Genomic DNA, 14018 nt, shown 5'->3' on the forward strand with positions numbered 1-14018 from the left:
AGAAAATCACGGGATCAGTATGCTCCGTCCTTGGCCACTACAGCCTTGAGAGTCCTCGCAAGAATCATCAAGTCCTGAACGAAGCTCCAATTCTCGACGTAATAGAGGTCAAGTCTGACGGACTCGTCCCAAGACAAATCAGATCGTCCGCTTACTTGCCATAGTCCTGTAATGCCTGGCTTTACCAGTAACCGTCTGCTGACGTGATCTTCATATTCGGCCACCTCAGCGGGAAGGGGAGGACGAGGCCCGACGAGCGACATGTCTCCCTTGAATACATTCCAAAGTTGGGGTAATTCGTCGATCGAATACCGACGTATGAAGGCACCAAGTTTCGTGATGCGGGGGTCTTCCCTCATTTTGAAAAGCACCCCGGCGCCCTCATTATCTGCCTGAAGCCTCTCTAATCGTGCCTCAGCATCCACCACCATGGAGCGGAACTTGTGCATGTAGAAATGTTCGCCTCTTTTGCCGACTCGTCGCTGGTGGAAGAATGCCGGGCCAGGATCGTCGACCTTGATCAACAAGCCAACGATTAAGAAAATAGGGAGCAGAAGCATTAGAAGCGCCGCAGATGAGACAACGTCGAAGGTGCGCTTGAGGAAGGCCTCTGTTCCCGCCAAACGAGGTGTCGACACGTGAATCAGCGACAACCCCGCAACGGGCTGCGCGTGAATGCGAGGACCTGCGATATCCGTGAGTGCTGGTGCCATGATTTGGCTAATGCGACGGTCAGCTAGCGCCCACCCGAGCTGGCGGATGGTTCTGGTCTTCATGGCTACTCCGGCAGACATGGCCAATGCATCTGCGTGGTAGTCGTCCAACACCTGGAGAATTTCATCTACATTCTTTGACACGCTCGCTACAGGAAGCGGCAAGCCGTCTTGGCCTGCAGGAGTGTCGAGACTAAAACCAGGGAGAATTGCCGCTACGGGCTTGTAACCGGCGCCGGGTACTTCGTTGAGGGACCGATTGAGATGCTGGACCGCACTGGGTCCCCCCATGAGGACTACTCTCCGAATCGACTTACCCGATTCACGTAGGTGCACCAAGCGACGACGAAGGAGCCAGCGCCCCGCAAGCAGAGCGATGATACCCGCGGGTAGGGCTACCCCTACATAGCCCCGGGCGACCTCTAGCTGAAACACGTAGGAAATGATGGCAACAAGACCAAACAAGTAAAGAGAGGCCGTGACGACTCTTTTGTACTCCTCAGGTCCGGCCCCTAATACTTTTAGGTCTCGCGAACGGAAGAACCCGAGAAAAAGCCACCATCCCACTGCCAGGAGTAGTCCGACAACTAAGTAGGAGGCATCCCATGCTCCTTCTAGAGACGGAGCATCAGTGACGCCAAACCGGGCGAAATGCGCGAGGAGGAGTGCTGCGATGATGACGAATGCGTCCACGATGCTCATCCTGGACACAGTCGACGGCTGCCAATCAGCCGAATGATCGATATCCCGCGTGTGCTCGTTTTGAACATTACGGACGTCGCTGACTTTGGTCGCCATTGAAATGGTGTTCCCCTACCCCTGTGCGGTGCACGACGCATTGAACGTCGACTTCCTCCAGTCACCCCTATGCAGTGATGGCCTCAGGAGGCGTAAGTACTTGCTCCCTGACCGGGGACAAGTCTACGGGAGGTCAATGACCGAACGACGCGATGTCAATGAGTGCCATTTTTGGCACCCGCACTCCCTGTAGGCGTACTTCATCGCCTGCTGCCGAGCTGTCTCCTCAGCGGCGTGGCAGTGGCACCAGATCTCAACATCTTGTGCGCGCGAAACCATTGCTGACTGTTGATTCGTGGGAGCGCCCGATCGAAGCGGAGATCCTGAGCGTAACGATCAAGAATTCGTGTCGGGCCGACGCCATCACCGTCCATCGAGCGTGAAGGTCTTGTGAATCCGCCCGTTATATTGAACTGTCGTCGCGCGATGACGCTCCTGGGTTTAGTTATCAGCCCTGCTGGCAATGGTCGTGGACGCTGAAGATTGGGCACAGCTATATGAGTGACAGATCGTTTCGCGCACCCAAGTTGCACACACCTAGACACAGAGCCCTATTAGGATCCTGGCCGTGCCACCCTCGCAGGCTGACCAGTTCAATATAAGACCAGCCCATGACGTTCATCGGGTGGCGCTCGGCCAGTCTGGACGAAGGATGGGCTTCACGCAGACAAATGGGCTGATGCTCCGGGCGCCATTAACAATGAGCTGGTCAACCAGGTCAGTCCCCGTCTGCAGCGGGTGGACGTTGACTTAGGAACGAAGGAAATCTGGCTATTTGCCGTCGCTGCCGCCGGTGGTTGCGTGCGAGGAAACACCCGGCGGGCCGCTGCGACGATAGAGTCAGTAACTTGATCAAGGAAGAGTTGCAGGTGAAGTGTTGATTCTAACCGGCTCGCTCATCGCCGGGAGAACGAACTTCACGGTCCTGAGGCCCAGGGTGCTGAGGCGGGCCCCGCGTGGACGACCGCGCTGGTCGATGCTATCGGACCGTTCTAGTTGGCCACTAAGTAGCGTCCCTTCCGCAGGTCATACGCGGCATTCACCTAGACGGATCGTTCTCAGTGCACGTCCGTAGGCAGAGAACGAGTAGCGGCCTCGTATTCCACGTGGGTGTCACTGCGTCTAAGTTTCAGGCCAACAAACGCCTACGATTGCTCGGAACGGTGACAAGCAATGCTCAAGAATCACAGTCCGGCCGCTGGTCGAGTCCACATGCTGGCGCCTACTACTTCGCCTCATCAGACGCGGCCGAGGCGGGCGGCTTTCGCCCATTCAGGTAAATCGATGGCACGCCGATGACTCTGGAACTTCTGCGCGAGGCATTCCAGGCATGGTGGCGCAGGCACATAAGTGCCCCAGACCCCTACGACCAATTGTCCCGGCTCGATCGTTGGGATCGCGACCAGTACTCGGTACACCGCAGCGTTCGATGTGACGCGGTCGCCCTCCCGACACCTGACGAATGGGTCAGTTAGTAGGGTCCTGGCCTGGAGTTGGACGGTGGCCGGCGATGCAGGTTATCGGGTTCAGGCCCACTCAGCATTCTTAATGCCGTGCCGTTCATCGGAGCCGATGTCAGTGAGACCGAGGCGGTAAGCCGCACCCTGATGGAACATCAGGCCATCAGCGTTATCTAAGTTGCTGGGCTAAAAATTCGCCACCGTCTACGTCCAGGAACTCTGCTAACCCTGAGAGTCAAAGTCGCACCCGCGACGAGCCTCGTGGTGGCCATTCGCACCTTCGGGACCAATAGCATGATCTGCTCCGTATTACGGCACCTCCGGGCGGCCTGATGTTGAATTAGTGGCAGATGGTCTTTGCATGTCGGCAGCTTCACCTCGACGGCCTCGTGACGGGCGGCCAACCGGCGTCGTGGCTGAACGTCACGCGCGGGACCTTTGCGCATGCACTCCGAACCGCGTCGCAAGTCGCGGACGCTACCTTCAAGGGGTATCTCACGAGCCGATGAGCAGCGGCTTGCTTTCCGCACTCCGTTCTCACCATGGTCAAGCTGGAGGCAGCCGGGTCTGCATTCCGGGAAAGGAGGAACTGCTTGTCGTCTATGGGCAGGGCATCGTTAGGATGACCGCATGATCATCGGCATTGGCGTGGATGTGGTTCAGGTATCCCGCTTTAAAGACCAGTTGGCCAGGGCCCCCGCCCTGCGGGAGAGGTTGTTTACCCCGGTCGAGCGGGAGCTTAACCTTCGTTCCCTCGCAGCCCGGTTTGCTGCCAAGGAAGCCGTGGCCAAGGCACTTTCCGCCCCGGCCGGGATGAACTGGCAGCACTGCAGCATCGAGATCGACGCGACCGGTGCCCCGCACATAGTGGCCACCGGCACCGTGGCCGAAGTCGCGAACGTCAAGGGCGTCAGGACGTGGCACCTGTCGTTGAGCCATGACGGTGATATAGCTACCGCCATGGTCGTCGCCGAGGGCTGACCCAGCCGGCAAGGAGGGAAGTGTCGTGATCCACGCCTACACCGGGAGCGCGGTCCGGGCCGCCGAGAAACCGCTGCTTGACGCCGGTCACGGTGACGCGCTGATGCGCCGTGCCGCGTGGGGGCTGGCAACTTGCGTCCTCCGGCAGCTGCGCGCGAGAGGCCCGGTGGCGGGCGTGGCGGTGGCGGCACTGGTGGGCACAGGGAACAACGGCGGGGATGCGCTGTGGGCACTGAGTTTCCTGCGGCGTCGCGGCGTGGACGTCGTCGCCGTGCCGATGGCCGAGCGGATGCACCCAGCCGGGCTCGCCGCATTCCTGCAGGCCGGCGGGCGCGTGGTCGAGCGCGTACCGGCCCGGACCACGCTGCTCATCGACGCGGTCCTGGGCACCGGGGCGCGGGGTGGCTGGGACACCACCGCCATCCCGGGACTCCCACCAGGCGTCACCGTGGTCGCGTGCGACCTGCCCTCCGGCGTGGACGCCGACACCGGACAGGTCGCCGGGGGAGTGATCCCCGCGGATATCACGGTCACCTTCGGGGCGCTGAAGACCGGGCTGGTCGTCGGAGCCGGAGCCCAAGCTGCCGGGCGGGTGGAAGTGGTGGACATCGGGCTGGGACCGTACCTCCCCGCTCCGGACGTGTCCTCGCTGGAGCGGCACGACGCGCTCGCGATGTTCGCGCCGCCGGCCTGGGACGACCACAAGTACTCCCGCGGGGTACTGGGCGTGGCGGCGGGGTCCGAGAAGTACTCCGGGGCCGCCGTGCTGGTGTGCTCGGCGGCGCTGGCCTCGGGGCTGGGGATGGTGCAGTACGCCGGACCGGAGCCCGTGCGGCAGCACGTCCTGTCCGCACTGCCGGAGGTCGTAGCCGGCTCGGACACCCAGGGCAAGGCCCGGGCCTGGGTAGCAGGTTCCGGCCTCGGGTCCGGTGACGAGGCCCGGTCCCGCCTGGCCGAAGTAATCGAGACCTGCGTCGAGGGCGGGCTGCCGCTCGTCCTGGACGCCTCGGCGCTGGACCTGGTGACCCGCGAGGACCTGGACCGGCTCCGTGCAGCCGGAGCACCGGTGGTGCTCACGCCACACCACGGCGAGTTACTCCGCGTGGCGGGCAGGTTGGCGCCGGAGATGAACGTCTCCTTCCACGCCGTGGCGGAAATGGACACCGTGACTGCCGCGCGCGCTGTTGCCAGGGAACTGGGCGCCGTCGTGCTCCTCAAGGGGCCGACCACCGTCTGCGCCGCACCCGACGGGCACACCGTGGTGCAGAACGAGGGCGGTCCGGAACTGGCGACGGCCGGCAGCGGGGACACCCTGGCCGGACTGGTCGGTTCCGCCCTGACCCACGCCGAGCACGGTGAGCCTGTCTCCCCAGTGAAGAAGGCCGCGGCCGCGGCCTGGCTGCACGGTGCGGCCGGGGTGCGTGCCGCGGCCTACGGTCCCTTCGGGGCGTCGATGCTCGCTGCCGCCGTGCGGTCAGTGCTGGTCAATGCCGTACACCCAGCCCGCTTAGACTGAGGCAGTTCCATCCATGCACTGAGGAGAACCATGCTCGAGACAGCCGCCGGAGAGCCATATCCCTTGGGAGCCACGCCTGATGAGGCAGGGACGAACTTCGCGATCGCCGTGGGCGAGGACGCCGAAAAGGTCGAGCTATGCCTGATCGATGACCAGGGCCAGGAGACCTGTCTGGAACTGACCGAACACTCCGGCAACACGTGGCACGTGCACGTGGCCGGCGTCGGACACGGCCAGGTGTACGGCTACCGGGTGCACGGGCCCTGGGACCCGGCTTCCGGATTGCGGTTCAACGCCGCCAAGATCCTCATCGACCCCTACGCCAAGGCGGTTACGGGGGACTTTAACTGGGGCCAGCACCAGTTCTCCTACGACTTCGAGAACCACGACGAGATCGACACCACCGACTCGCTGGGCCACACGATGCTCGGCATCGTCATCGACGACTCCTTCGACTGGGGCGAGGACGAGCGGCCGGACATCCCGTTCAACGAGACGGTCGTCTATGAGACCCACGTCAAGGGCATGACCGCCCTACACCCGGACGTGCCCGAGGACCAGCGGGGCACCTACGCCGGGCTGGCGCACCCGACCGTGGTCAAGCACCTGAAGCGGCTGGGGGTCACGGCCGTGGAACTGATGCCGGTGCACCAGTTCACCAACGACTCCTACCTGCAGGACAAGGGGCTCTCGAACTACTGGGGATACAACACCCTGGGGTACTTCGCCCCGCAGAACACCTACTCGTCCTCCGGTGACCACGGAGAACAGGTCCGCGAGTTCAAGCAGATGGTCAAGGACCTGCACGCCGCCGGCCTCGAGGTCATCCTGGACGTGGTCTACAACCACACCGCCGAGGGCAACCACATGGGCCCCACGCTGTCCTTCCGGGGCCTGGACAACCGGAACTACTACCACCTGGTCGAGGGCGACGAGCGCCACTACATGGACTACACGGGCACCGGCAACTCGCTGGACCTGTCCCATCCGATGGTGCTGCAGCTGGTCATGGACTCCCTGCGGTATTGGGTGGAGGAGATGCGCGTGGACGGGTTCCGGTTCGACCTGGCCACCACGCTGACCCGGGCCGAGGGCGAGCAGGGACCGGACATGATGTCCGGGTTCCTCCAGGTGGTCCGCCAGGACCCGGTGCTGCGCCAGGTCAAGCTCATCGCCGAGCCATGGGACGTCGGCTGGGCCGGATACCAGGTCGGCAACTTCCCGGGGCTCTGGAGTGAGTGGAACGGCAAGTACCGGGACACCGTCCGCGACTTCTGGCGTGGGGAGCCGGGCACGCTGGCGGAGTTCGCCACCCGAATCACCGGTTCGGCCGACCTCTACGAGGACGACAACCGCACGCCCCGGGCTTCCGTGAACTTCGTGACCGCCCATGACGGCTTCACGCTGCGCGACCTCGTCTCCTACAACGAGAAGCACAACGACGCCAACGGCGAGGACAACAACGACGGCGAGTCCCACAACCGCTCGTGGAACTGCGGCGAGGAAGGGCCCACGGAGGATGCGGAGGTCAACCGCCTGCGCGCCCAGCAGCAGCGGAATTACCTGACCACCCTGATGATCAGCCAGGGCGTGCCGATGATCTGCCACGGGGACGAGCTCGGCCGGACCCAGCAGGGCAACAACAACGTCTACTGCCAGGACAACGAACTGTCCTGGATCCACTGGGACGAGGCGGACGAGGACCTCATCGAGTTCACCTCCACGGTCATCGGGTTGCGTCAGGAACACCCGGTGTTCCGTCGCCGCCAGTACTTCGAGGGACGGCCGATGTCCCGCGAGAACCCCGAGGAGTTGCCCGACATTGTCTGGCTGGAGCCGGATGCGACGGCCAAGGACGAGTCCGATTGGGACTCGTACCACGCGCGGTCCATCTCGTTCTTCCTCAACGGTCACCACCTGCCGGCTCCTGTTCGAGCGGGCGACGCGGAAGCCGACCACGATTTCTACGTGCTCCTCAACGCCTACTGGGAACCGGTGGAGTACACCCTGCCGGGTGCGCCGTTCCCCGACTCCTGGACACTCGTGGTGGACACGGCCCAGGCCGCCCCGGACGTCGCCGCGTTCAGCGCGGGGGACAAGGTCACCGTACCCGGTCGCGGGATCGTGATCCTCCAGTCCACGGAGCGTTGAGCGAGCGGTCCCGCACCCACCGGTGCCGCTGGCGCCGGTGGGTGCTCCGCGGCGCAGGGGTGGTGGTGCTGGCGTTCCTGGCCGTGGGTGCTGTGCTGGCGTGGTTCACCGTAAATCCGCGGGTGAACTCGGCCCCGCGGGTGGACGCGTTGCTGGTGCTGGCCACGCAACCCGGTGCCCACGAGGAGGCGCATCGCTTGGTCGACGCGGGCGTGACCGATCTGCTGATCGTCTCCACGACGCCGCGCAGTGAAGCGACCCTCTGCCACCGTCCGCCGGCCGGCGTCGAGGTCGAATGTTTCTCGCCCGAACCGGTGACGACGCAGGGTGAGGCCATGGTCGGTTCGAACATCGCTCGTCAGCGTGGGGTGCACAGCCTCGGAGTGCTGACGTTCAACCATCACATCGAACGATCGCGGATGCTCGTGGAGCGGTGCTGGAACGGTCCAGTTCACATGTACGAGTTCCAGCCAGCCCGCAGCACGCGCGGTTACGCCCATGACTTCGTCTACGCCATGGCCGCTTATGGCAAGACGTTCCTCACGCCCGGTTGTGGCACCCCACCGCCGGACTGGCTGCAAATGCCGATCGACCGCATCAAGAACTAGGTCCAGCCTCGGCGGTGGGGGCTGAGACATACGCGATGCGGACGCCGGGAGCATTCGCTCGCTACGAAGCTTTCGTCGACGACTCTTCTCCACAACAGTGCATTCGCGACGGGCGCCGACGGACGCTCCATTTGGGCCGCGATAGAAACCAAGATGTTCTCGGAGCTCGTCTGCACTAAGTCGCTACACCGCTTGAGGCAAGGTTACGGTTAACAGAGTTGCAGAAACCGGGTCCAGTCCTGCCCCTGCGTCGACCTTCGTCGCAGTCTCGGGGCGCACCACGGCGGGGTCCTCGGTCGCGCCGAGGAACACGGACTGGCCGGGGGTGAGCAGGGCGCTGTCGTGACCGGAGTCGATGCGCACGGTCCCGGCGGTGCAGACCGCGATGACGGGTCCGTTGGCGGTCAGGGTGCGGCCGGTGGCCGCGGGCAGGTCCAGGCGCTCGAGCTGGAACTCCTCGAAGGGCGGGCGGAAGACGAGGTGTCCCTCGCCCTGGGCGTGGGGGGTGCAGTAGGGCACCGGAAGCGCCTGGAAGTGCACCACCCGGCGCAGCTCGTCCACGTCCACGTGCTTGGGCGTCAGTCCTCCGCGCAGCACGTTGTCCGAGGCCGCCATCACCTCCACGCCGAGCCCGTGCAGGTAGGCGTGCACGTTGCCGGCCGGCAGGTGGATGGCCTGTCCGGGGGCCAGGTCCACCCGGTTCAGCAGCACGGAGACCATCACCCCGGCATCCCCGGGGTAGTGCTCGGAGATCCCGACGGCGGTGGACAGGTTCAGGTCGTCCTCCAGCACGTGCGGGGCCCGGCGTAGGGTGGCCACGACGTCCTGGACCCAGGCGCCGGCGGCCCAGCCCCCCTCGGGGTCCAGCAGGGTGGAGAAGGCCGACTCCAGGTCGCCGGCGTGCAGCGTGGCGGCCAGGGCCGCGGCCGCGGTGCCGGGGCCGGCCTCGGCGCCCTCGAAGTGTTCGGCCAGGGCCCCGGCGAGCCGGTCGAAGGACCGCGCGGCGTCCTCGGGGGAGCGGAAGCCGCACAGGGCGGTGAACGGGGTCAGCGCGAGTACCATCTCGGGCTTGTGGTTGTCATCGCGGTAGTTGCGGTGCGCCGCGGTGATCGGGACCCCGGCGGCCTGCTCGGCGGCGAAGCCGGCACGGGCCTGGTCCAGGGTGGGATGGGCCTGGATGGACAGCGGGCGCCCGGCCGCGAGCAGCTTCACCAGGTAGGGCAGCCGGCCGAACCGGGCGGCGTGCCCGAGCAGGGCCTGCGGGTCGCGGGCGATCAGTTCGTCCAGGGGGACCGGCGTGGCCGAGGGATCCGCGGCGGGCACGACGCCTGAGGGGGCCCCGGGGTGGGCGCCCATCCACAGCTCGGCCTCCGGACGGCCCGAGGGGGTGCGTCCCTGCAGCTCGGCCAACAGGGTCGCGGACCCCCAGGCATAGTCACGGATGGCATTGCGCAGCAGGAACATGGTGAAGACCTATCCGGTTAGATTCGAGTGAACGTTACAGCAGAGGCTGTGCCCGGTGGCCCCTGATAGGAAATGGGTCAGGACCGCACATCTGCCGAGCCGTGGACTGTGGTGAGCCCGGCTCCTGCCCAGGCCTCAAATCCACCGGTCATATGTGTGGCGCGGTGAAGACCCCTCTTCCGGAGCTCCGACGCTGCCAATTGGGATGACTGTCCGTGTTCGCAGAACAAGACATATCGGCTGTCCCAGCTGTCCGCTTCGGGTATGCGGTGCTCCGACGTGGGGTCAAGGCGCAAGGACAGGAGCATCAAGTCGATCACGATGGCACCTGGGATGCCGGCGATCCCGGCGCTGTGTGCCTCCAGCCGGACATCGATGAGTAACGCCCCGTTCGCTTGCTCTGCCAGAGCCTGCTTCGGGGTCAATCCGTCTAGTTCACAATGGGCATTTCTGAGCGCGGCTTCAGAACCAACCTCTTTCACAGTCACAATCCAAGAATAGGCGCTGAAAATGTTGGCCTCTTATGGTGACGACCTTTCGAACGCTTTGAGGGGCGTGGCGTCACTCGACCTCGTCATAGCATCGTGACTGGCGCCGATCCTAGGTTTAGAAATGGTCTCACTCAACGGGTGATAAATCGGCTGTCGTCTTACGGAGAGGTCGGGGTGGGACAATGGGCCCATCATGTCTTCTGTCAGCGACGCCATCACCGACTTCCACACCCCGCCGGCCCTGCAGCCGGCGGGTATCACCGGGCCCACCGGTCCGGCTGGATCCGCCAAGTTAACCGGTCCTTCACTCCCCGCTGAGCGGGCCGCCGTCGTGGACCTGGCCGCGATCCGGCACAACGTGGCCCAGTTGCGATCCTGGGTCCAGCCCTCCGCATTGATGGCCGTGGTCAAGGCTGACGGCTACGGGCACGGCGCGGTGCCCGTGGCCCGCGCAGCCGTGGAGGCCGGGGCCACCTGGCTCGGAGTGGCACACGTGTCCGAGGCGCTGAAACTGCGGGCCGCCGGGCTGAGCGCACCGACCCTGGCCTGGCTGCACACCCGGGACACCCCGTTCGGGCGGGCCATCGAGGAGAACATCGACCTCGGCATCTCCGGCTGGGAGCTGGAGCCGATCGCCCAGGCCGCGCAGCGCCTGGAACGCCCGGCGCGGGTACACCTCAAGGTGGACACCGGGCTGGGCCGTAACGGGGCGACCCTGGCGGACTGGCCGGGCGTGGTGGCCCGGGCCGCCGCGCTGCAGGAGGCCGGGGTGATCCGGGTGGTCGGGATCTTCTCGCACCTGGCCGTGGCCGACGAGGAGGACCGCGACGCCGAGACCGACGAACAGCTGGCCCTGTTCCACGGAGCGGTGGAGACGGCCAGGAACGCCGGGCTCGACGTGGACGTGCGGCACATCGCCAACACCCCGGGCATCCTGGTGCGCCCCGACGCCCACCTTGACCTGGTCCGCGCCGGCCTGGGGATCTACGGGCTCTCCCCGTTCAGCGACCGCCCCGCCGAGGAGTTCGGGCTCATCCCCGCCATGACGGTCACCACCTCGGTGGCGAACAACAAGGCCGTCGACGCCGGCCAGGGCGTCTCCTACGGGTACCGGTACCACACCTCCGCTCCCACGCGGCTGGCCCTGGTGCCCCTGGGCTACGGGGACGGGGTGCCGCGGACGGCGATCGCCGCTCCCGTGTCCATCGGTGGCCAGCGGTACGAGGTGGCCGGGCGGATCGCCATGGACCAGTTCGTGGTGGACCTGCGCACGGAGGACGCCACCGTGGCGCCCATCGGAGCCCGGGTGGACCTGTTTGGCCCGGAGTCCGGGATCGCCGCCGACGAGTGGGCCGCGGCGGCCGGGACCATCAACTACGAACTCGTCACCCGCATCGGTGCCCGGGTCCCGAGGATCCACGTGGACACGGATCCGGGCGTGGGCACCGGGATCCCCACGGGGGAGAGTCGGTGAGGCCAGTCCATGTACCGGCACCGCACCCGGCGGCCCGGCTCGAGGTGCCGCTGGACGGAGCGGCGGCCACTCAGGCGTGGGCGGCGCGGCTGGCTGGCGAGCTGCGCGCCGGTGACGTGGTGATCCTGACCGGAGAGCTTGGGGCCGGCAAGACGACCTTCACCCAGGGCCTCGGGGTGGGACTCGGCGTACGGGAGGGCATCATCTCCCCGACCTTCGTGCTCTCCCGGATCCACCCGTCCCCCAGCGACGGGCCGGACCTCGTGCACGTGGATGCCTACCGGCTCGCATCCGCCGGGGAACTGTCCGACCTGGACCTGGACACGACCGTGGACCGCTCCGTGACGGTCGTGGAGTGGGGGAGGGGACTGGCGGAGTCCTTGGCCGGCTGGCCGGATGACCCCGAGGCGTCCTGGCTGGACATCGAGCTGGTGCGCGCGACCGGTGGGGGAACGAGCGGTGGCGAAGGCGCCCGCGCCGACGCCGAGGCCGGCACCATCGTCACCGACTTCTCCGACGAGGACGGCGCCGGGCAGGACGAGGCGCGCACCGCCGTCGTCCTCGCCTACGGGCCCCGCTGGGTCTCTGCGGCACTCCCGAGCTGAACCCTCGGTGGCGTCCCCGGCGGTGGACGTCCCACAGGACATACAACGTCGTATGCAGTGGATGTTGAGCAGATCCCTAGCCCAGGATGGGCGGCGCTCGCTAGACTCACGCTCAGGTATCCGCCCGGCCATCCCCAAGAAACGCCGCGCTGGTTCCCGTCTCATACGCACGTGCGGATTTCCGCTTGACTCTCCGGAGGGGCCATCTTGAACAACTCTCAGAGCCGTACCCACTATCGGACCGTCTACGGATCTAACCCCAAGCGCCTGGAGGCCGGGACAGCCGTCGGGATCGCCCTGGTGCTGCTGGTCCTGGCGGCGTTCTTTGTCTTCCTGATGTTCATGCAGTAATCCGGAGCACCCGCGCTGCCGCGGAGCATTCGCGGCGGGTCCAGTCGGTCACGTGCGGACGTCGAATTCGCTGTAGGTGACCGGCAGGCCGTCCTGCTGCCAGGCCTCGAAACCGCCGTCGATGTCCGTGGCGTGGTGCAGTCCCATCTGGCGCAGGTTCCACGCCGCCAAGGACGACGCGTAGCCGTGGCGGCAGAACAACACATAGCGGGTGTCCCAGCGGGTCGCCTCCGGGATCCGGTACGCGAAGCCGGGATCCAGCCGCCAGGGGAGCACCGTCAAGTCGATCACGAGCGCGCCCGGGATGCCCGGGGCCTCGGCGCGATGGGTCTCGGTGCGCACGTCGATCAGCACCGCGCCCCGTTGCTGTTCCGCCAGGGCAGCCGTGGGGGAGAGGCGGTCCAGGCCGGCACGCACACGGCGCAGCAGGGCCATCGAACCGTTCGGGTCAGTCTCCACACCGCGATCCTAGGGGGTGGCGACCTATCCGGGCCGGGACCGCACCCACCCGAGCTCGCTCAGGTGCTCGTGCACCAGGCGGGCGAGGGCCGCCTCGGCCGCGGGGTTCAGGTGCGCGCTGTCCCGGGACAGTGAGGGCGGCTTGTTCCCGGTCGCCTGCTCCTGCCGGTCGGCCGGCGTCGGGCTGATGCCGGCGTACCCCCACACCTCCGGTGAGGTGAGGAAACCGCCCAGGTCGACGAACTGCCGGCCGAACTCGGCGCGGGCCGCCACGTTGTACGCGATGACCCCGTCCCGGAGCGCCGACCCGGAGCGCGGAGTGTGCGTGTTGACGAAGTGGCCCATCACCAGGACGTTGGTGCCGCCGTTCCAGGCCACCGCGTCCCGGGTCCACTGCAGCAGCGTGCCGACGTCCCGGGTCCCACCGGCCCCGTTGAGGTTGTTCTTGCCCAGGTTCAGCAGCAGGATGGCCCCGCGCTGCCCGTGGGTGGGCCGGAACGCCGCGTTCTGCGCCGGGTGGGACCCGAGGCGTTTCACCGTCTCCTCGGCGAGCTCACCGCTGTGGCCCCCGTTGTAGAAGGGCATGCCCCGGAACTCGGCGGCGAAGCGCGGTCCGGACAGCGCGATGGTGGAGGACCCGAACGCGTAGAGCCGCCCGTAGTCGAGGGCCACCGGGGTGCGCTGTCCGGTGTGCCGGTCGGTCACCGTCGCGTGGCCCCAGGCCGTGGACTCCGCGGCGTAGCGCGCGGTTCCGGTCAGCGTGGTCCGCCCCGTCCCCGCCGGCTCGGGGGACACCGAGGTGAACCGGGCGTCGCCGGTCGCTGAGGGGGTGGCCTTCACCTGGGCGCCGGTGGAGATCACCAGGCCGGCCAGCAACGCCAGCGCGGCGCGACGGCCCAGGGTGTTCCCCGTGGGTCTGGCCATGGTCGCCCCTCCCGTCGCCGGTG

General features: G+C 66.3%; 12 protein-coding genes. 7 read left to right on the forward strand and 5 right to left on the reverse strand.

The window, feature by feature from the left end; all coding sequences use genetic code 11:
* Positions 1-14: 14 nt before the first annotated feature.
* Positions 15-1415, reverse strand: a complete 1401-nt coding sequence (locus tag CITRI_RS18885; RefSeq protein ID WP_237709024.1) for a sugar transferase — start codon at positions 1413-1415, stop codon at positions 15-17.
* 2186 nt (positions 1416-3601) lie between these two features.
* Between CITRI_RS18885 and CITRI_RS0107705 the strand changes: the two genes are divergently transcribed.
* The 4 genes from CITRI_RS0107705 to CITRI_RS16870 all read left to right on the forward strand — a co-directional run bounded on the left by CITRI_RS0107705 (position 3602) and on the right by CITRI_RS16870 (position 8227).
* Positions 3602-3952: a holo-ACP synthase gene (locus tag CITRI_RS0107705; RefSeq protein ID WP_010144137.1), complete on the forward strand. Its 351-nt coding sequence runs from the start codon at positions 3602-3604 to the stop codon at positions 3950-3952.
* Between the two features lie 25 nt (positions 3953-3977).
* A complete protein-coding gene (locus CITRI_RS0107710; protein ID WP_010144138.1) occupies positions 3978-5468 on the forward strand; it encodes an NAD(P)H-hydrate dehydratase in 1491 nt (496 codons plus the stop codon).
* 30 nt (positions 5469-5498) lie between these two features.
* Positions 5499-7619 carry a glycogen debranching protein GlgX gene (glgX, locus tag CITRI_RS0107715; protein ID WP_029139135.1) on the forward strand — a complete coding sequence of 707 codons (2121 nt, stop codon included), beginning with the start codon at positions 5499-5501 and terminating at the stop codon, positions 7617-7619.
* Between the two features lie 62 nt (positions 7620-7681).
* On the forward strand, positions 7682-8227 hold the full coding sequence (locus tag CITRI_RS16870; protein WP_010144140.1) for a hypothetical protein: 546 nt from the start codon (positions 7682-7684) through the stop codon (positions 8225-8227).
* A gap of 183 nt (positions 8228-8410) precedes the next feature.
* Here CITRI_RS16870 and manA read toward each other — a convergent pair whose 3' ends face one another.
* Positions 8411-9691 (reverse strand): mannose-6-phosphate isomerase, class I, encoded by a 1281-nt coding sequence (manA, locus tag CITRI_RS0107725; RefSeq protein ID WP_010144141.1) that lies wholly within the window; start codon positions 9689-9691, stop codon positions 8411-8413.
* Positions 9692-9768: 77 nt separating this feature from the next.
* The gene (locus CITRI_RS18890; RefSeq protein ID WP_141566018.1) at positions 9769-10179 is read right to left on the reverse strand and encodes a rhodanese-like domain-containing protein; all 411 of its coding nucleotides are present in this window, start codon (positions 10177-10179) and stop codon (positions 9769-9771) included.
* Positions 10180-10375: 196 nt separating this feature from the next.
* Here CITRI_RS18890 and alr point away from each other — a divergent pair, with 196 nt between their 5' ends.
* From alr to CITRI_RS19615, 3 genes are all read left to right on the forward strand, one after another.
* Entirely contained in the window at positions 10376-11656 is a 1281-nt protein-coding gene (gene alr / locus CITRI_RS0107730; protein ID WP_010144143.1) for an alanine racemase, read from the forward strand.
* A complete protein-coding gene (tsaE, locus tag CITRI_RS0107735; protein WP_141566019.1) occupies positions 11653-12261 on the forward strand; it encodes a tRNA (adenosine(37)-N6)-threonylcarbamoyltransferase complex ATPase subunit type 1 TsaE in 609 nt (202 codons plus the stop codon). The genes alr and tsaE overlap by 4 nt, the downstream gene beginning before the upstream one ends.
* 207 nt (positions 12262-12468) lie before the next feature.
* Positions 12469-12612: a hypothetical protein gene (locus CITRI_RS19615; protein WP_157998911.1), complete on the forward strand. Its 144-nt coding sequence runs from the start codon at positions 12469-12471 to the stop codon at positions 12610-12612.
* Positions 12613-12660: 48 nt separating this feature from the next.
* Here the strand turns inward: CITRI_RS19615 and CITRI_RS0107745 are convergent, their stop codons facing one another.
* Together CITRI_RS0107745 and CITRI_RS0107750 are read right to left on the reverse strand one after the other, a co-directional pair.
* On the reverse strand, positions 12661-13071 hold the full coding sequence (locus CITRI_RS0107745) for a rhodanese-like domain-containing protein (RefSeq protein ID WP_010144147.1): 411 nt from the start codon (positions 13069-13071) through the stop codon (positions 12661-12663).
* Positions 13072-13095: 24 nt separating this feature from the next.
* A complete protein-coding gene (locus CITRI_RS0107750; protein ID WP_010144148.1) occupies positions 13096-13995 on the reverse strand; it encodes a hypothetical protein in 900 nt (299 codons plus the stop codon).
* Positions 13996-14018 lie beyond the last annotated feature (23 nt).

Origin of the sequence: Citricoccus sp. CH26A (assembly GCF_000224415.1) — a bacterium.
Lineage (GTDB): Bacteria > Actinomycetota > Actinomycetes > Actinomycetales > Micrococcaceae > Citricoccus.